The 17,316-nt window shown below is 60.2% G+C and carries 19 protein-coding genes; 8 read left to right on the forward strand and 11 right to left on the reverse strand.

All coding sequences use genetic code 11. The features are described from left to right. Positions 1 to 17: 17 nt before the first annotated feature. A complete protein-coding gene (locus tag AKV04_RS05365) occupies positions 18 to 911 on the reverse strand; it encodes an acyltransferase (protein WP_162232838.1) in 894 nt (297 codons plus the stop codon). Between the two features lie 145 nt (positions 912 to 1,056). Here AKV04_RS05365 and AKV04_RS05370 point away from each other — a divergent pair, with 145 nt between their 5' ends. Continuing rightward, complete coding sequence (locus AKV04_RS05370; RefSeq protein WP_054005426.1) at positions 1,057 to 1,803, forward strand: WecB/TagA/CpsF family glycosyltransferase; 747 nt, start codon at positions 1,057 to 1,059, stop codon at positions 1,801 to 1,803. On the opposite strand, the gene AKV04_RS05375 is transcribed toward AKV04_RS05370, so the two are convergent. Next, positions 1,804 to 2,751, reverse strand: coding sequence for a glycosyltransferase family 2 protein (locus AKV04_RS05375; protein WP_054005586.1), 948 nt, complete (start codon positions 2,749 to 2,751; stop codon positions 1,804 to 1,806). 340 nt (positions 2,752 to 3,091) lie between these two features. Here AKV04_RS05375 and AKV04_RS05380 point away from each other — a divergent pair, with 340 nt between their 5' ends. Both AKV04_RS05380 and AKV04_RS05385 read left to right on the forward strand, forming a co-directional pair. After that, on the forward strand, positions 3,092 to 3,961 hold the full coding sequence (locus AKV04_RS05380; protein WP_162232839.1) for a CpsD/CapB family tyrosine-protein kinase: 870 nt from the start codon (positions 3,092 to 3,094) through the stop codon (positions 3,959 to 3,961). Between the two features lie 3 nt (positions 3,962 to 3,964). Next, positions 3,965 to 5,323 (forward strand): GumC family protein, encoded by a 1,359-nt coding sequence (locus AKV04_RS05385; RefSeq protein WP_054005428.1) that lies wholly within the window; start codon positions 3,965 to 3,967, stop codon positions 5,321 to 5,323. 167 nt (positions 5,324 to 5,490) lie between these two features. Here the strand turns inward: AKV04_RS05385 and AKV04_RS05390 are convergent, their stop codons facing one another. The 7 genes from AKV04_RS05390 to AKV04_RS05420 all read right to left on the reverse strand — a co-directional run bounded on the left by AKV04_RS05390 (position 5,491) and on the right by AKV04_RS05420 (position 11,753). Beyond that, complete coding sequence (locus AKV04_RS05390; protein ID WP_156317386.1) at positions 5,491 to 6,210, reverse strand: sugar transferase; 720 nt, start codon at positions 6,208 to 6,210, stop codon at positions 5,491 to 5,493. A gap of 430 nt (positions 6,211 to 6,640) precedes the next feature. After that, positions 6,641 to 6,835: a hypothetical protein gene (locus tag AKV04_RS05395; RefSeq protein WP_156317387.1), complete on the reverse strand. Its 195-nt coding sequence runs from the start codon at positions 6,833 to 6,835 to the stop codon at positions 6,641 to 6,643. A gap of 113 nt (positions 6,836 to 6,948) precedes the next feature. Continuing rightward, positions 6,949 to 7,821, reverse strand: a complete 873-nt coding sequence (gene rfbA, locus AKV04_RS05400; RefSeq protein ID WP_054005430.1) for a glucose-1-phosphate thymidylyltransferase RfbA — start codon at positions 7,819 to 7,821, stop codon at positions 6,949 to 6,951. Further along, positions 7,818 to 8,669 (reverse strand): dTDP-4-dehydrorhamnose reductase, encoded by an 852-nt coding sequence (gene rfbD, locus AKV04_RS05405; protein WP_054005588.1) that lies wholly within the window; start codon positions 8,667 to 8,669, stop codon positions 7,818 to 7,820. Before rfbD ends, rfbA begins: the two co-directional genes overlap by 4 nt. Before the next feature lie 55 nt (positions 8,670 to 8,724). Then, entirely contained in the window at positions 8,725 to 9,765 is a 1,041-nt protein-coding gene (gene rfbB / locus AKV04_RS05410) for a dTDP-glucose 4,6-dehydratase (RefSeq protein ID WP_054005431.1), read from the reverse strand. Further along, positions 9,762 to 10,325: a dTDP-4-dehydrorhamnose 3,5-epimerase gene (rfbC, locus tag AKV04_RS05415; protein WP_054005432.1), complete on the reverse strand. Its 564-nt coding sequence runs from the start codon at positions 10,323 to 10,325 to the stop codon at positions 9,762 to 9,764. The genes rfbB and rfbC overlap by 4 nt, the downstream gene beginning before the upstream one ends. A 75-nt stretch (positions 10,326 to 10,400) precedes the next feature. Continuing rightward, positions 10,401 to 11,753, reverse strand: coding sequence for an oligosaccharide flippase family protein (locus AKV04_RS05420; protein WP_054005433.1), 1,353 nt, complete (start codon positions 11,751 to 11,753; stop codon positions 10,401 to 10,403). A 163-nt stretch (positions 11,754 to 11,916) separates the two neighbouring features. Here AKV04_RS05420 and AKV04_RS05425 point away from each other — a divergent pair, with 163 nt between their 5' ends. Both AKV04_RS05425 and AKV04_RS05430 read left to right on the forward strand, forming a co-directional pair. Further along, positions 11,917 to 13,188, forward strand: a complete 1,272-nt coding sequence (locus tag AKV04_RS05425) for a glycosyltransferase family 4 protein (protein WP_054005589.1) — start codon at positions 11,917 to 11,919, stop codon at positions 13,186 to 13,188. After that, positions 13,185 to 13,970 carry a glycosyltransferase family protein gene (locus AKV04_RS05430; RefSeq protein ID WP_054005434.1) on the forward strand — a complete coding sequence of 262 codons (786 nt, stop codon included), beginning with the start codon at positions 13,185 to 13,187 and terminating at the stop codon, positions 13,968 to 13,970. Before AKV04_RS05425 ends, AKV04_RS05430 begins: the two co-directional genes overlap by 4 nt. Before the next feature lie 170 nt (positions 13,971 to 14,140). Here the strand turns inward: AKV04_RS05430 and AKV04_RS05435 are convergent, their stop codons facing one another. Continuing rightward, positions 14,141 to 14,773, reverse strand: coding sequence for an SGNH/GDSL hydrolase family protein (locus AKV04_RS05435; RefSeq protein ID WP_054005435.1), 633 nt, complete (start codon positions 14,771 to 14,773; stop codon positions 14,141 to 14,143). A 114-nt stretch (positions 14,774 to 14,887) separates the two neighbouring features. Here AKV04_RS05435 and AKV04_RS05440 point away from each other — a divergent pair, with 114 nt between their 5' ends. The 3 genes from AKV04_RS05440 to AKV04_RS05450 are packed head-to-tail and all read left to right on the forward strand — an operon-like array spanning position 14,888 to position 16,661. Continuing rightward, positions 14,888 to 15,802, forward strand: coding sequence for a tetratricopeptide repeat protein (locus AKV04_RS05440; RefSeq protein WP_054005436.1), 915 nt, complete (start codon positions 14,888 to 14,890; stop codon positions 15,800 to 15,802). Between the two features lie 26 nt (positions 15,803 to 15,828). Further along, positions 15,829 to 16,470, forward strand: a complete 642-nt coding sequence (locus AKV04_RS05445; RefSeq protein ID WP_054005437.1) for an LON peptidase substrate-binding domain-containing protein — start codon at positions 15,829 to 15,831, stop codon at positions 16,468 to 16,470. Then, on the forward strand, positions 16,467 to 16,661 hold the full coding sequence (locus tag AKV04_RS05450; protein WP_054005438.1) for a Trm112 family protein: 195 nt from the start codon (positions 16,467 to 16,469) through the stop codon (positions 16,659 to 16,661). Before AKV04_RS05445 ends, AKV04_RS05450 begins: the two co-directional genes overlap by 4 nt. 21 nt (positions 16,662 to 16,682) lie before the next feature. On the opposite strand, the gene AKV04_RS05455 is transcribed toward AKV04_RS05450, so the two are convergent. Next, positions 16,683 to 17,309 carry a hypothetical protein gene (locus tag AKV04_RS05455; protein WP_156317388.1) on the reverse strand — a complete coding sequence of 209 codons (627 nt, stop codon included), beginning with the start codon at positions 17,307 to 17,309 and terminating at the stop codon, positions 16,683 to 16,685. Positions 17,310 to 17,316: the final 7 nt, after the last annotated feature.

A 17,316-nucleotide genomic window follows, 5' to 3' on the forward strand; every position in this document is an offset into this window, starting at 1 on the left:
GACACGCTGGCCCGATGTCAGGTCAGACGCAGGAAAATCGGGATACGGCGCAGGATCACCACCGCGGCCCAACTCATCCCGAAGGTGGCAAGGGTGGCCAGCATCCTGTCAACATCGGGACCGGCGAATTTATAGGTCACCAGCATGAAGAATGGATGCAGCAGATAGATGCCAAACGCCGCCTGCCCCAGCTTTGGCAGCACCCTATGCTGCATCTGCACGCGCCAGAACGACTCAAACAGCAGCACGGCGGCGAACACCGTCCAAGCCCAAGGTGCGGCCTCGGTCACCAGATAGGCTCCAACTGCCATCGCCGCCCCGGCGATCACCGGCCAAGACGCACGCCCCATCGGATGCGCCACCCCAACCAATAGGCCCAGCGTGTAGACAGGCAGCGAATACAGCCACTGTGGCAGCGGCGCGGGCGGGGCGTAGTAATGCATCCCCCAGAACATCGGCACCGAGATCAGCACCAGCACCCCCAAAACTCCAGCCAGCCGCTCCGGCGTTGTCACAAAATACCCAACAGGTTTCACCAACAGCATCGCCAGAATGATAAACGGCAAGAACCACAAATGGATCGCCGATCCGACGAACAACGTCCATGGATCTTGCAGCAGTTGCCACTTGTCCGGCGAATCGGAAACTTTCAGATCGACCAATCGGAAAAACGCCGACCAAAATAGCCACGGCAGCAGCAACCTTTCGGCCCGAGAGCGGAAATTATACGTCCCGCCCGCGCGTTGATAGGATTGCATTGCCAGAAACCCGGTCAGCACCAGAAACAGCCCCAACGACAGATGGCCAACCCAATCATCCTCCAACGCATAAGCATGCGCCGCCACGATGCCAAAGCAGGCAAGGAAGCGGGCCAGATCAACTGATTGGCGATGATTACTGACTTTACTCATCCCCTGTGGGTAATCCATAACGCCAAAACCATGCAACGGGTTCTATGCTGCAAGCGCGAAACAGATTGTTCGCATTTACCAAGCCTTGCGGCCACATATCAGCCATGTTGCTGTGCGACGCCCGCAGGAAATCAAGAGGGTTCCGGTGCAGTTTCGGTTTGAGACAACCACGATCACGGTGAATATCCCCGACCGCGCCACCTTACTGGCCGCAGTCGGTCAGCGCTTTGCGTCGCGGGATGGCTTTGCACTTGCCACGATTAACCTGGATCACTTGGTGAAACTGCGCGCCTCACCCGCGTTTCGCACCATCTATGTCACGCAAGATTTCGTCGTGGCCGATGGCAATCCCATCGTTTGGCTGTCCTACCTCGCCCGCCGTCCGGTTGAACTGGTGCCGGGCTCAGATATGGTCGTCCCCTTGGTGCAACTGGCGGTGCAATCGGGCCGCCGCGTCGCGCTGATTGGCACCACAGAATCCGCCCTCGCCACCGCCGCCACCGCGCTTGAATCTCAAATCCCTGGCCTGAAAATCGCCCTCACCATCGCCCCACCGATGGGATTTGACCCCCAAGGTCCCGAGGCGCAAGCCATCCTCGCCCGCCTTGCCTCCGAAGACATCGGCTTCTGCGTCCTTGCTTTACCCACCGGCAAGCAAGAGGCGCTCGCCGCCCTTGGCCGCAGCTTCACCCCGCACACAGGTTTCGGCAACTTCGGCGCAGGGCTCGATTTTCTCGCAGGCAGCCAAACCCGCGCGCCGCGCTGGATGCGCACCTTGGCGATGGAATGGCTCTGGCGCGCGCTGTCCAATCCCCGCCGGATGCTGCCGCGCTATGCCGCCTGCTTCGCGATCCTGCCCGGCCAGATCATCGCCGCCCTAAAACTGCGCTGACTACTTATACTCGATCAACCCGCGCCTGCGGCCACGCAGCCGGTTCACCCAATAGCTGATCACCCCCTGCGCCTCGGCAAATTTCCCCATGACGGTGAAGAACCCCCAAGCAAGCCCGCCGCGCCGCGCCAACCGCAGCACCTGTACCGGATAGATCAGCGCCAAAAACCAACCCAACGGATGCAGAAATCCCGCCAAAACCACCGCAACAGGCAGCACCAAACCCCACAAAATCGCCCGCCGCACTTCGACAACCCAATGCCGCTCCGGTGCCGCCCCATAGCGCGCAGCACCCTCTGCAAAGGCATACCCCGCCCGCACCATCCGCTGCCACCACGGACCAAACCGCAGCAGATTTGCATCGTGTAACGTCATCTCAGCCTCAATCCGCCAGACCTCCCCCCCCGCCCGCCGCAACCGCAGACACAAATCCGGCTCCTCACCCGCGATCAGGCTGGCGTCATAGCCCTCCGCCGCCTGCACCGCCGCAAACCGCATCAGCGCATCACCGCCGCAAGCAAGCGCCTGACCCACCGGAGTGTCCCATTCCCTATCCGCCAACCGATTGTACGCCGAGGCCTCCGGAAACCGCTCTCGCCTGCGCCCGCAGACCACCACTGCCGCCGGATGCTCTGCAAACCCCGCCAAAGCCGCCGCAAACCAGCCCGGTTGCATTTCGCAATCACCATCGACGAACTGCACGAACTCAGGGCTTTCCAGCATCGCCAACCCCGCATTGCGCGCCCGCGCCGCCGTGAACCCAAGCCGCATATCCAGCGCCGCCACTTCGGCCCCCAGCGCGCGCGCGGCCTCGACCGAGCCATCGGTTGAGCCGGAGTCGATGTAAACCAACCGCCGCACCCGGCCTTGCAATGACCGCAAACAGGCAATCAACCGCGCGCCTTCGTTGCGCCCGATCACCACCGCGTCAATCACTGCATCTTGCATCAAACACCCCTTAACCTGCTGCCAATCTAAGGCCATGTTTGTGCCTTGGCTATGCCCTGCTGCACACGCAGCATAGGCCGCAAGTCTTTCAATTTGAGGGCAGTTCAGCTATGTATACCCCTTCTGGGCGGGGGCCCGGACGAATCTTTCGCCGAGCTGTGTCATGCGGCGCAGTCTGCGGCAGGGTTCGTTCTTCACCACCCCCAGCCTTGGTTGGGTCTTTGTTTAGATGGTTGCGTCCCGGTCCGGCGCGGTTTTGCAGGAGCCCGGCCTTCGGATGAGCAGACACAATATCTTGACGTCGCGGCCCACTGGCCCCACAGATCTGGAGCTTTCGGCCATGACTGCCAACCATCCCGGTCCTCGCAAAGACGGCAAAGCCAGCGGCATTTCGGTGTTCGGCACCGGTCAGACCACCGCACCGCATGATGTCTCGCCCGATCTGATCACCGGGCGTGAGATTTTTTCTTCCAATCTGCCCGCCCTGTTCAACCCAGCAAGGGTCTGGGAATCGCTCAGCCCGATTCAAGCCGACACACGTTCGAAATCTGGAAACGCTCTGTTTCTCGAAGCCTCATCGCATCCAGCAGCCACAGCTTTCGACATCCTGCGCACCCGGCTGTTGCGCGGTCTGGCCGAAAAAGGCTGGAAGCGCATCGCCGTTACCTCGCCCACGCATGGCTGCGGCAAATCCTTCGTTGCCACCAACCTTGCCTTTTCGCTGGCCCGCCGCCCCGCCAGCCGCACCGTGCTGATGGATTTCGACCTGCGCCACCCCGAGATCGCGCAAATTCTTGGCGTCAAAGGCGACATCAATCTTGGTGAATTTCTCGCGGGGCACCAGCCGCTGGAAAGCGAATTCCGCCGCTTTGGCCGCACCCTCGCGCTGGGTCTGAACACCCGCCCTATCGTGCGCGCTTCGGAAACCCTGCACGACCCCGACACCGTTGCAGCCCTTGCCGCGATGATCGAACAGCTTGACCCCGAGGTGGTGATCTACGACCTGCCCCCGGCTTTGGTGAATGACGATCTGCTGGCCCTTGGCCCCTCGTTGGATGCCGTGCTGCTGGTCACCGATGGCTCAAAATCCTCACCGCAGGAAATCCGCGCCTGCGAGAAACTGTTTGAAGGCCGTATTCCACTGCTGGGCGTGGTACTGAACCGCGCGCAAGATTTCAATGCGGGCCGCTACCGCTACGCCAAGAAGTAAATTATGGGTCAAATTCAATCTATTGAGGAACTTATCAGCCTGCTGCTCCGCCGCCGCTGGATGATCATCCTGATCACCGTAGCAGGGCTGCTGGCCGCTGTGATCTTCGCAAAATCGCGCCCAGACATCTATGAGACCGCCGCCGTCATCCAGATTGAGGGCGCACAGGTGGCCGAACCCACAACGCCCGGCGCGCAAGCGCAACCAGATGGCGGTGGTGCGGCGCAGATCCTGCAAACCATCGAACAACGCCTGACCACCCGTGACGCGCTGACGGCGGTGATTGAGCGTCACAACCTGTTTACCGATCAGCCGCAACTGACCAGCGATGAGAAACTCGTCGCCCTGCGCAGCTCGGTCACTTTCCAAGCCGTAGACAGCGCGGGCGGGCAGGGCTTTGGCCAAAGCCGCAGCATTTCGGCGATCATCATCTCGGTCCGCTTCGGCGATCCGAAAACCGCCGCCGAACTCGCCAATGATTTCGCCCAAGGTATCCTTGACCAAAGCGCCGCAGGCCAGCGCGACCGTGCCGACAAGAACGTCGCCTTCTTCAAGGAAGAGGAAGCCCGCATATATGATCAGATCGCCAAGCTGGAAGATGACGTAACGGCCTATAAAAACGCCCATGCAGATGCGATGCCCACCCTGTCCGATGCCCGCCGAGATGAAATCGTCAGCCTCTCCGACGATCTGCGCCAAGCCACGCAAGACCTCGTCGGCCTGCAGGGCGAACAAGCCGCGATTGTCGCAAAGCCGCAGCAACGCGAAACCGACAAGCGCCGCTCGGATGATATCGCCACGCAAATTGACGTGCTGAACGCCCAGATCGCCTCGATCAATGCCCGCAAGGCCGCTGTCGAAACCGCCCTCGCCGCCACGCCCGAGGTGGAACGGGTGCTGGCCGGGTATGATCGCCAACTTCAGCAGTTGCAGGGCCAATACGACAACGTCACCCAGCGGATGGCCGAGGCCGAAACCACCCAACGCCTCGCCGAGCGCCAGCAGTCCGAGCGTTTCACCCTGCTCGACCGCGCCTTGTCGCCAGAGTATGCCACGGGCGGCGGCAAAAAGAAAATCGCCATCGCGGGCGCGATTGCCAGCCTGCTGGGCGCCATCGGCCTTGCCTTCTTGCTTGATCTCGCCAAACCCGTGGTGCGCACCGCAGCCCAGATGCAGCGCCAGCTTGATCTGGAACCGGTGGTCTGCATCCCCGAAATCCGCGCGCCCAAAGGCCGTGTCGGCAGCGCCGCCCTGCGTCTGATCGACGATCCCAAACGCCCGATTTTCGGCCTGCCGCGCTTTGCCGTGCTCGCCGCCGCCACGACCCTAGCGCTGGTGCTGATGGCCGCCGTGATCGGTTAAACGCCTAAAACTTTTCTAAAATTATCATCCTCTGCGCGCAAATATCCCACAGGGGAAGCCGCCCACTTTGGCGGCGTGGGGGTGTGAAACCCCCAGCTTTTGTGAAGCACAAGACATGAAGAAGCCCGCTCCACATACGAAGCGAGCCTCATGCCATCCGTAAAATCTCAATACCCGGTGCCCTGCACTACAACGCCCACCGTCGCGGCCAGCACCTTCATATCGGTCAGCAAAGACAGATCAGCCTCATAGGCATCATCGAACTGCACCCGCGCCTCAAACGTCGTGCGGTTGCGCCCCGAGGTCTGCCAATAGCCGGTGATCCCCGGCCGCAGCGCGTAATAGGCTTGGCCAGGATACAGGCTTTGCTGGCTGATCATCATCGGGCGCGGCCCCACCAGACTCATATCGCCCACCAGCACGTTCCACATCTGAGGCAGCTCATCCAGCGACGATTTGCGCAGAAACTTCCCCATCCGCGTGATGCGCGGGTCCGCCTTCAGCTTTTGCGTTCTGTCCCACTCCATCCGCGCTTCCGGGTCAGAGGCTAAGAATTCCTCCATCCGCTCATCCGCATCGCGCACCATCGAGCGCAGCTTCCACATCCGAAACCGCTTGCCGCCCTTGCCGACCCGCATCTGCGTGTAGAATGGGCTGCCGCCATCGCATGCCACCAGAACCGCAGCGATCGCCACAATCGGCAGTACCGCAGGGGCCGCAAGCACAATCGCCGTGATGTCAAAGGCCCGTTTGAAAAACCGCCGATACGGCCCACGCCCTGTCGGGCCGGCCAGGATCATCGGTGTCGCCGCAATGTCGCCAGACCCCCGTGCGGGATCAGCCGAGGCAGATCGGAAACTGTAAAACACTCTGTAATTGATCGTCATTGCGCGTCACCAAACGGCATAATGACACCACCACCCCGCCCCACCGTCTCGTGGGTTTCAGGAAACGGACCAAACGCCCGGTTACCCGGATTCGATCAGAAACTAGCAGTTCATTTGCCGCACTTAAGAAGTACGCCCCCACAGCTAATTTAGCCGTTTCAAAGGGGGCTTGGCGACAGCTATTGAGAGGCGGCGAACATATTTAAGCCATTTTAACCAAGATATTTTGCCATATTGCCGCCATGATCTTGCCATGTTTCAAACTAGCGCAACCCTGACGTGAAACTCCGAAACACCTCTCCGCCGCAAGTGCACAGTGAATACGGCAGCGCAGCATCGGCATGCGAATCACCCTGCTTGCGGTAAGCTTGGCCGTGCATCCGCAACACCAAGCTATTGTTTCGACTTAATCACCAACGCCGCGCGACGCTTAAGAGCGTCCGGCATCCTGTCGGCCCAAACCGAGCGCCGCAAATGCCATAATCGCCAGCATTCCCCCTAAAGGATAGGACAGCAACGCGTGCGCCAATCCACTGTCATGCACAAGCGCGACCGCCAAAGCAGCCGCCCCACCCGAAATCGCGCTGAACAGCACGCCGACAATCATCATCCGCCACGCTTTCATCAGACTATTCCTGAGAGGTTCTGTTTTACAGGATTCCGAAACAATGCTAGCGCAAAATGCAAAAAGCTCGGTGGAACGCTACAATTTTCAACCCTGACGCGATGATTGACCGCTTACTCTGAAACAATCCCCAGTAAATATCGGCCATAATCGTTCTTTTTGAAAATATCCGCCCGCGCCAGCAGGGCGGCTTTATCAATCCAGCCCGCGCGATAGGCGATCTCATCCGGACAGCCCACCTGCAAGCCCTGCCGCGCCTCAAGCGTGCGCACAAAATTCCCCGCGTCCAGCAAGCTGCCATGCGTACCAGTATCCAGCCAAGCAAAGCCGCGGCCCATTTTCTCGACGGTCAGGCTGCCCTCGGCGCGGTAGATCTCCAGCAGATCGGCAATCTCCAACTCACCGCGCGGCGAGGGCTGCACCTGTGCCGCCAGTTCCGGCGCGCGACCATCCAGATAATACAGCCCCGTCACCGCATAGTTCGATGGCGGCACCTCGGGTTTCTCAATGATCGCCTGCACATTGCCCGCCGCGTCAAACTGCACTACGCCATAGCGCTCGGGGTCGGCCACCCGGTAGCCAAACACCGTGCCGCCCACCGCTTTCGCCGCAGCCGAGGCCAAAATCTCGGGCAAGCCATGGCCGAAGAAGATATTGTCGCCCAACACCAGCACGCTTGGCGCGCCGTCCAGAAAATCCTTGGCCAACAGATACGCCTGCGCCAAGCCGTCAGGGCTGGGTTGCACGATATAAGTTAAGGAAAGCCCCCACTGGCTGCCATCGCCCAGCAACCGGATGAACTGATCCTGATCGTCCGGCGTGGTGATGATGGCGATCTCACGCACCCCGCCCAGCATCAGCACAGACAAAGGATAATAGATCATCGGCTTGTCATAGATCGGCAGAAGCTGCTTCGACACCCCCATGGTAATCGGCCAGAGCCGCGTGCCAGAGCCGCCCGCCAGAATAATCCCCTTGCGCGTCATACCGCCAACTCCTGCAAAATCTTGTCCAAACCATTGCGCCACTCCGGCCACGCAATCCCATACGCCGCCAATCCGCTGCAATCCAACCGTGAATTCAACGGCCGCTTCGCGGGCGTCGGATAAGCGCTCGACGGGATGTCATGCACCGCACAAGCCAAGCCCGCCCGCGCCATGATCGCGCGCGCAAAATCGGCCCAAGAGCAGTCCGGCGCGCCCGCAAAATGCTGCACGCCGCCCGGCTTGCCCGCACGCAAGCCCGCCGCCATCACATACAAAGCATCGGCAATATCTGCCGCAGGTGTCGGCCCGCCAATCTGATCCGCCACCACGTTCAGACTGTCCCGCTCCGCCCCCAACCGCAGCATAGTCTTAACGAAATTGCTGCCATGCGCCGAGACAACCCAAGAGGTCCGCAGGATCAGATGCACGCCGCCCGCCGCCTGCACGGCTTGTTCACCCGCCAGCTTCGTACGCCCATAGGCCCCCAAAGGTGCCACCGGATGATCCACCCCAAACGGCTGATCCCCCGTGCCGTCAAAGACATAATCGGTCGAGATATGCAAAAACGGCAGTCCTCGCACCGCACAGGCCCGCGCCATGGCTCCCGGCGCATCGCCGTTCACCACCCGCGCCGCTGCTTCCTCGGTCTCTGCCTTGTCCACCGCCGTCCAGGCCGCCGCATTGATCACCACATCGGCATCGCAGGCCGCAATCGCCGCCGCACATGCCGCCGGATCCGCCAAATCCGCTTGCCCGCGCCCGATAAACTCCGCCGAGACGCTCAAAGGCATCCGCCGCGCCAATTCCCGCGCCACCTGCCCAGTCTGGCCAAAAACCAAAACCCTCACAGCCACCCCCACGATTTTCGCGCGAAAATCGCCCCGGAATTCGCGCGAATTCCGATCACGCTTTCACCCCCAGCCGCACGCCCACACCCGCGCGCGCCTGCAATGGCTTCCACCATGCCTCATTGTCCAGATACCACTGCACGGTTTTCGCAAGACCGTCCTCGACCGTCACACTTGGCCGCCAACCCAGTTCCTCGCGGATCCGCGAAGGATCAATCGCATAGCGCGCATCATGGCCGGGGCGGTCAGTGACGTAAGTGATCTGATCGGCATAGGGCGCAGCCTTGGGGCGCTTGGCGTCCAAAATTCCGCAGATGGTCTTCACCAGATCAATGTTACGCCGCTCGTTCTCGCCGCCAATATTATAGCTGCGCCCCAGCGCGCCTTTTTCCACCACCAACAGCAGCGCGTCAGCGTGATCCTCGACATAAAGCCAATCACGCACGTTTTCACCGCCGCCATAAACCGGAATAGGCTTGCCCGCCAAAGCGTTCAAAATCACCACAGGCACCAGCTTTTCCGGGAAATGGAACGGCCCGTAGTTGTTCGAGCAATTCGTCAGCACCACCGGCAGCCCGTAGGTTTCGTGCCAAGCCCGCACCAGATGATCGCTGGCGGCTTTGCTGGCCGAATAGGGGCTGCGCGGATCATAGGATGTGTCCTCGGTGAACTGCCCCTCGGCCCCCAAAGACCCAAACACCTCATCCGTGCTGATATGATGGAACCGGAATCCCGCCGGACGCCCCGCCCCCTGCCAATAGGCCCGAGCCGCCTCCAGCATATTATAAGTGCCGTTGATATTGGTTAGGATGAAATCCCCCGGCCCATCAATCGAACGATCCACATGCGATTCCGCCGCCAGATGCATCACCACATCCGGGCGGTGCAGCGCAAAAATCTCATCCAACCGCGCCCGATCCCGAATATCCGCCCGCTCAAAGCTATACAGGTTCGACCCCGACACGCTCGCCACATTCTCCAGACAGGCCGCATAGGTCAGCGCATCCAGATTGACCACTTCATGCCCACGCGACACCGCCAACCGCACCACAGCCGAGCCGATAAAACCCGCGCCACCCGTTACCAGTATCTTCATTCTGCAACCCATTCAAAAGGGGACACCACATCGCGCAACAACGGGGCCACCGCATCCTTGCCCGACAGAATCGGAGCGCCCGAAAGCCCCCAATCAATGCCAATCTCAGGATCATCCCAGCGCACGCCACCGTCACAGTCCGGCGCATAGACATCGGTGCATTTATACTGAACCTCGGTGTTCGGCACCTTCGTCACGAACCCATGCAAAAACCCCTTAGGCACCAGCAACTGCCGCCCATTCGCCGCCGACAACTCCACCCCAACCCAAGCCCCAAACGTCGGTGACCCTCGCCGGAAATCCACCGCCACATCAAAAATCACACCAGAAGTACAACGCACCAGCTTGTCCTGTGCCCGCGGTGGAGCCTGATAATGCAGCCCCCGCAACGTGCCCGCCTGCGCCGACATCGAGTGATTGTCCTGCACAAAGCCCAAACTCAGCCCCGCCCCAGCCATCGCCGTCGCATTCCACGTCTCAGAAAACCAGCCGCGATCATCGCCAAACCGCTTCGGCGTGACAATCAACACCCCCGTCAGTGCCGTTTCTTCAATCTGCATATCTCAAACCCATTCGCACATCCGCCGCGAAGCTTTACCGCAAGCGCGCAGCCACGCCCAGACCGGATTGCGGCCCTACGCCATCCCCAGCATATCGGCATTGACCCAAAACGCCAAAACCACAAGCGCCACCGCCAAACCGAACAGCACCACGTCATTCACCGGATCCCAAGCCCGATGCTTGCGCGCCAGCAAAATCACCGCCGGATGTAGCGCAAGTAAGGCCAAAGCCTGCGCCAACAACGCGCCTTCCAGCCCGCCATGGGTGATGCCGATCAGAAATGCCACGGTCTGGACAAAGGCCTTCAACGCCTGCAGCCAGAAATAGTTCCGCCCATCGCCAGCCGCCAAAGCCGACTGATCATAGCTGATGCCAATGGTTTCCGGCATCTGGATCAGCGCAACCATCACCACGATGAACCCAGCCGCCGCATAGCGCGAGTCATACAGGATCCCGACCAACGGCACCCCAATCACCGCCAAAAACCCCAGCAGCAGCAGCGTTCCGCCCGAAATCGCCCAGCGCAGCTTGCGCATCTTGGCAAAATTTGCCGCTGATTCCGCTGGATGATGATCGCGGTACAAAGGAATCATAATTCGGCTGTTCACCGCCCGCGCCAACAGCAGCGGGAACGACGCCAGAAAATACCCAATGTTATAGACCCCTAACTCCTCAAGGCTCAGATAATGCCCAAAGATCGCCTTATCACCCTGCGCCAAGGCAAAACCGCAGGCGGTTGACATAAAAATCCACTTGCCGAAATGGATCAACTCATGCCCCGCCGACTTGTCCCAATGAAACCGATTGGCTGGCCCCGGCAAATACATCCACGTCAACACCAGCTTGGCCAAAGACCCGACAATGGCCCCGACCACCAGCCCCCAGACCGAATGCGTCATCAACGACAACACCACCATCGCCACAATCCCAATCGCCTGCGCGATCAGATCCAGCAGCGTCACCTTGCCCAACAGCAAGTGCCGTGTCGCCGTATCAATCCGCGTTGGGTTGAACCCTGAAATGAACAAGGAAATCCCCGCGACGGGTAGCAGATACACAAGCTCCGGCGCATGGTAAAACTGCGCCAGCGGCCAAGCCAAAGCGCAAGTCACCAGCCACAGCATCGTGCCGCGAAACGCGTGAATGGTGAACGCCGTGTTCAGAAAATCCGGGTCATCGCCACGTTTGTTCTGCGCGATTGAGGCTGAAACCCCGACATCCGAGAACATCACCATGCCGACCAGCACCACCGAAACCAGCGCCATCACCCCAAACGCATCGGGTGCCAGAATCCGTGTCAAAATCAGGTTCGAGCCCAGCCGCATCACCTGCGTCAGCGCGTACGACCCAGCCGTAAACGCCGATCCACGCAGCGCCCGCGCAAACAAACTTCGTCCCGCAGGTGCGGTCCCATTCAGCTCAGACATCAAGCAAACCCTTTAAGACTTCGCCCCGACCCTAGGCGGATGCAGGTAACGCGTCAATGAAGCCCGATTTGGCAACAATCTATGCGCGAAATCGTTGAATTTGCCTTACTCTTGCCAAAAGCCGTGCCTATTGACCAAGGCTAAGACCCAATTCGGTGCCGCCATGCAAATTGCCTACCTGATCAACACCTATCCAAAGCCCTCGCACACCTTTATTCGCCGCGAAATAGCAGCGCTTGAGGTGCTTGGCTGGCAGGTTCACCGCTTTGCCATGCGCTCGGATCGCAGCGCGCTGGTCGATCCGGTCGATTTCATCGAGGACGACAAGACCGAACATGTTTTGGAAATCGGCGGCAAGAATCTCCTCCGCTCCAGCCTCGGCTGGATGATCAAACACCCCAAACAGGCGCTTACAGGCCTTGCGATGGCAATCCGCTGCGGCACAAAGGGCACTTCCGGCGGCCCCGGCACCGGCGGGGTGCCGCGTCATCTGATCTATCTGCTCGAAGCCGCCCACATCGCGCGTCGCGCCAATGAACTCGGCATCCAGCACATCCACGCCCATTTCGGCACGAATTCCGCCACCGTCGCCATGCTGGCCGAAGCATTGGGAGGCCCCGGCTTCAGCTTCACCGTCCACGGCCCCGAAGAACTCGACGCCCCGCGCGCATTTTCCTTCCCCGAGAAAATCGCCCGCGCCCGCTTCACCGTCGCGATCTCCAGCTATTGCCGCAGCCAGCTCTACCGCTGGAGCCAAATCCCCGAATGGCCAAAAATCAAAGAGGTGCATTGCGGCGTTGACACCTCCGGCTACCCCACGCCCGCCCCAATGCCGGAAGGCGGCCCACATCTGGTGGCGATTGGTCGTCTGTGCGAGCAAAAAGGCTTCCCCGTCCTGATCGAAACCATGGCCATCGCCGCCAAACGCCTGCCCGGCCTGACCCTGACGATCTGCGGCGATGGTGAGTTGCGCGAACTGATCGACAGCGAAATCGCCCGCCACGGCATCCAAGACCGCATCAATATCGCAGGATGGGTCGATGAGACCGGCGTGCGCGCCGCCATCGCCGCCGCCCATGCGCTGATCCTGCCCTCGCTCGCCGAAGGCCTGCCGATGGTGGTGATCGAGGCTATGGCCTGCGGTCGCCCCGTGATCTCCACCTGCATCAACGGCGTGCCCGAGCTTTTGACTCCGAAGGAAGGTTGGCTGGTGCCAGCAGGCGACCCCGCAGCCTTGGCCGATGCCATCCTAGAGCTCTCCAACACCCCCAACGCAGTGTTGGCCGAAATGGGCCTTGCCGCCCGCGCCCGCGCTATGGCCCGCCACGACGGCAACACCGAAGCCGCCAAATTGGCGCAGCATTTCACCGAAGCGCTGAAATCCGCCGCAGTGGCCGCCCATCCGCTGCATACCGAAACCGTGAACCCCGCATGACCTACGCCCTCATCTGCGCCAGCCACAGTGACGAGATCCTAAACGCCAACCTCGCGCGCTCGCCGATAATCGCCGAAGGCGCGGTGCCCCTGCATCTGGAACGCGACGCCGCCTCCGCTGCCGTCGCCTATAACCGCGCCATCGACGCCACCGATGCTGAAATCCTGATCTTCGCCCATCACGACGTCTACCTGCCGCGCGGCTGGGAAAACCTGCTCACCCGGCGCCTGCGCGAACTCGAAGCGCATGATCCCAACTGGGCGCTCTACGGCCCGTTCGGCGTAGGCCTCGATGCCAGCCATATCGGCCCGGTCTGGTCTTCCAGCATCGGCCTGATCGTCGGCCGCGTCCCCACCACCCCCGCCGAAGTCCAATCCTACGACGAAATGGTCATCATAATGCGCCGCTCGGCAGGCCTGCGCTTTGACGAAACCCTGCCCGGCTGGCACATGTATGGCACCGATATCGTAACCTCGGCTCGCACCAAAGGCCTGCACGCCTATGCAGGCGCGCTCCCCACCATCCACAACGACCGCTACCACGACCATCTGCGCGAGGATTTCGTGCAATCCTACGCCGCGATGCGCAAGAAATGGCACGACCATCTGCCCCTGCGCACCCCAATTATCAAAATCAGCAAATCCGGCCTGCACCTCTATAAAAACCGCTGGCGAGACTACCGATCCGAGAAATTTCGCGCCAACATGTCGATCGGGATCAATCACCCCCCGGAATACCTCGCCTCGCTTTGCGGTTGGTCCGACCTGACCGCGTCAGCTTAATTCAAACAAGATTAAAATTTGCGCCCCGCCCCAGCGGCCTCGCCCCTTTGGGTCTTGGCCGAACTAAAGGCTTTCATCTTGGCCTAAATATCCCCGCCGGAGGCATCCGACGCTGGCCTAAGGAGCCTCCGGCGGGAGTATTTCAAAAAAGAGCAAATGCAAAGAGCCCCCTAAATCATCCCGCGCAACTTAGCTGCCACCGCGACCGCCAGCTTGGCATGTTCGCCCTGATCAAAATGCACCCCATCCAGCGGGCTAACCTTGATCACCTGACCCGCATTCAGAAACTCCACCCCGCGCGCCTTGGCCAAAGCCGCATACATTGGCGCCAAAGCTTGCGACCGCGCAGCCCCGCCCCAGAACTCATCCTTGATCGGCCCGATCTCAACCACCGGCGTCGGACACACCAACAACACCTTAAAACCGCTATGCCGTTCCTGCATCACCCGGTGCTGTGCTATGTCCAACAGGCCAGCGATCCCCCCAACGACTGCCTCGGGCGTCGAGGTAAACCGCGCCTTCACATCATTGGTGCCCAGCATCAGCACCAAAATATCCAGCGGCCCGTGGCTTTCCAACGCGATCTTCAGCCCCGCCTGCCCGTTCATATGCGCGCCCATGATCGGATCATCGAACATCGCCGTCCGCCCCGGCAAACCCTCCTCGATCATCTCACAGCCCAAAGCCGCCTGAACCCGCGAGGGCCAGCGCACCCCCAGCCCATACCGCTCATACTTCGCCAGATCGACAATCGGTGGCGTCCCATGCGTATTACTGTCGCCAAAGCACATCACAACCGGCATCTGATCCCCCCATTTTGCGCCAAGCTACGAAGCCGACGCCCGCGCGTAAACCCCCTTCCCCTTTCGCGCCCTGCCCCCCATATATACCCCAACCCAAAACCTTTGAGGCTTCCCATGTTCGGCACCGCAACCGCCCCCACAGCAGCCCCCGCCACCGACCTGATCACCGACGGCTCGGAAAAAACCTTCCTGCAAGACGTGATCGAGCCGTCACAAACCACCCCCATCATCGTCGATTTCTGGGCGCCATGGTGCGGCCCCTGCAAAACCCTCGGCCCCGCCTTGGAAGCCGCCGTCACCGCCGCCAAACGCCGCGTGCGGATGGTGAAAATCAACGTCGATGAAAACCAAGCCCTCGCGGCCCAACTCCGCATCCAATCCATCCCCACCGTCTACGCCTTCTTCCAAGGCCAGCCCGTCGATGGCTTCCAAGGCAATGTCGCACCATCCGAGTTGAAACGCTTCGTCGATAAACTCGCGGCGATGGGGCCAGAGCCGGACAATGGCCTCGCCGATGCCATCGCTGCCGCTGAAACCATGCTGGATGACGGTGACTACGCCGATGCAGTAGAAACCTTCACCGCCATCCTCGAAGAAGAACCCGAGAATGCCGTCGCCTACGCTGGCCTGATCCGCGCCCACCTCGCGCTTGCCGATCTTGATCTGGCCGAAACCCTGATCACCACCGCGCCCGGGGCCCTCACCAAAGCCAAGGAAGTTGAGGCCACCCGCGCCATGCTTGATCTTGCCCGCCAAGCCGCCTCCGCTGGCCCCGAGGATGATCTGCGCGCCGCCCATGCTGCCGATCCGAAAAATCCGCAGATCCTGTTTGACCTCGCCACCGCCCAGCACGCCAACGGCAAGGTTGAGGAAGCCGTCAACACCCTGCTAGACCTGTTCAAACTGGATCGTGAGTGGAACAACAACGCCGCCCGCACCCAGCTGTTCACCATTTTTGAGGCCCTCAAACCGCAAGACCCCATCGTGCTGGCAGGCCGCCGCCGCCTGTCCTCGATGATCTTTGCCTAAACCGGTTGGCGCACTAGCTAGAGGGCATGATGAAGCAAACTGACCTGCCCGACACCCTGCCGCTGTTCCCGCTTCCGGGTGCGCTTTTGCTGCCGCGCGCCCGCCTGCCCTTGCATATCTTCGAGCCGCGCTACCTTGCGATGCTGGATGATTGCATGAAAACCCCGCACCGCCTGATCGGCATGATCCAACCGCGTGAGGCGCCAAATGGTGAAAAGCGTCTGTCGGCCATCGGCTGCGCGGGCCGTCTGACCGGGTTTTCCGAAACCGAAGACCACCGCTATATGATCACCCTCACCGGCGTGTCGCGGTTTCGTTTGCGCGCCGAGGTCGAAGGCTTCACCCCCTACCGCCGCGCCCATATTGATTGGCAGCCCTTCGCCCGCGATCTGGGCCGCGAAGAAACCGACAAGGATTTTGACCGCGAACCCTTCCTCGCCTTGCTCGCCCGCTACTTCGCTACCCGCGATCTAGGGACGGATTGGAGTGGCATCAAAGCCGCCGACACCGAACTGCTGATCAACTCGCTGTCAATGCTGCTGCCCTTCACCCCCGAAGACAAACAAGCGCTGCTCGAAGCTCCTTCCCTCGTCACCCGCCGTGAAACCCTCGTCACCCTCTTGGAAATCGCCCTCCATTCCGATGGCCGCGATGAGACATTGCAATGACCGACACGCCGCAAAACACCCCCCTGCACGACCGCCGCATGCTAGAGGCCCTCGTCTGCCCCGTCACCCAAGCCGTCCTGACCTATGACGCCGAAAAAATGGAGCTGATCTCCAAAGCCGCGCATCTGGCGTTCCCGATCCGGGACGGGATTCCGATTATGTTGGTGAGCGAGGCGAGACAGGTGGAGTGAAAGCTTATCCGCGCACAAAGCTTATCCGCGCACATTGAACTTAATGACTGCCTTATATATAATAGATATTAAAGATGCTGTGAGCAAGAATAGAAACACCCCAAATAGTGATGACATTCCTACTGCTGCAAGAGTAGACCCGAAGTAGGCTTTATCAACCGAAGTGCCGGTAGATGGAACGTAGGCCACTGGGGCAAATAGAAAGATCATAACACAGCACATAACGAACAAGGCTGGCCCGACCATTCTCCTCGGATCACGAGGAGCAGAAATTCCAAGCACGTGATCTTTGTTGCCGTTATTTTCTATTTTATATAGCTTTCTGGTGAACCCAAACGCCATTCCGAGTATCACAGAAATCGTGCAAACGCTCGTAAAGCTCCAAAAATAGATAGTTACAAACTTTGCAGCATTCAGCGTGGATGAATACTGCTGAATGTTTAAAAATGATTTCGATAAGCCCGGAACTATAATCGTCAAGGCCTTCGCATGTCCAATTAGAATTTCATCATTGATTGGGGCAAAGGCGACAAATGCCAAGACGAAGAATGGCAACAAAAAAATAACTACGATTGTGCGCAGGGCCCACCGCTCAGTTCGCATTGCTGCGACCCGTTCAATATAGGAACTTCCCGGTATATCAGTCACATGCTAA

The sequence above is a fragment of the Cypionkella psychrotolerans genome, from assembly GCF_001294535.1.
GTDB classification, from domain to species: Bacteria; Pseudomonadota; Alphaproteobacteria; order Rhodobacterales; family Rhodobacteraceae; genus Cypionkella; species Cypionkella psychrotolerans.

Coding starts and splice junctions, on each gene's coding strand:
- AKV04_RS05365 (WP_162232838.1), bottom strand. CDS start 911: ATGAGTAAAGTCAGTAATCATCGCCAATCAGTTGATCTGGCCCGCTTC.
- AKV04_RS05375 (WP_054005586.1), bottom strand. CDS start 2,751: ATGCAAGATGCAGTGATTGACGCGGTGGTGATCGGGCGCAACGAAGGC.
- AKV04_RS05380 (WP_162232839.1), top strand. CDS start 3,092: ATGACTGCCAACCATCCCGGTCCTCGCAAAGACGGCAAAGCCAGCGGC.
- AKV04_RS05385 (WP_054005428.1), top strand. CDS start 3,965: ATGGGTCAAATTCAATCTATTGAGGAACTTATCAGCCTGCTGCTCCGC.
- AKV04_RS05390 (WP_156317386.1), bottom strand. CDS start 6,210: ATGACGATCAATTACAGAGTGTTTTACAGTTTCCGATCTGCCTCGGCT.
- AKV04_RS05395 (WP_156317387.1), bottom strand. CDS start 6,835: ATGAAAGCGTGGCGGATGATGATTGTCGGCGTGCTGTTCAGCGCGATT.
- rfbA (WP_054005430.1), bottom strand. CDS start 7,821: ATGACGCGCAAGGGGATTATTCTGGCGGGCGGCTCTGGCACGCGGCTC.
- rfbB (WP_054005431.1), bottom strand. CDS start 9,765: ATGAAGATACTGGTAACGGGTGGCGCGGGTTTTATCGGCTCGGCTGTG.
- rfbC (WP_054005432.1), bottom strand. CDS start 10,325: ATGCAGATTGAAGAAACGGCACTGACGGGGGTGTTGATTGTCACGCCG.
- AKV04_RS05420 (WP_054005433.1), bottom strand. CDS start 11,753: ATGTCTGAGCTGAATGGGACCGCACCTGCGGGACGAAGTTTGTTTGCG.
- AKV04_RS05425 (WP_054005589.1), top strand. CDS start 11,917: ATGCAAATTGCCTACCTGATCAACACCTATCCAAAGCCCTCGCACACC.
- AKV04_RS05430 (WP_054005434.1), top strand. CDS start 13,185: ATGACCTACGCCCTCATCTGCGCCAGCCACAGTGACGAGATCCTAAAC.
- AKV04_RS05435 (WP_054005435.1), bottom strand. CDS start 14,773: ATGCCGGTTGTGATGTGCTTTGGCGACAGTAATACGCATGGGACGCCA.
- AKV04_RS05440 (WP_054005436.1), top strand. CDS start 14,888: ATGTTCGGCACCGCAACCGCCCCCACAGCAGCCCCCGCCACCGACCTG.
- AKV04_RS05445 (WP_054005437.1), top strand. CDS start 15,829: ATGATGAAGCAAACTGACCTGCCCGACACCCTGCCGCTGTTCCCGCTT.
- AKV04_RS05450 (WP_054005438.1), top strand. CDS start 16,467: ATGACCGACACGCCGCAAAACACCCCCCTGCACGACCGCCGCATGCTA.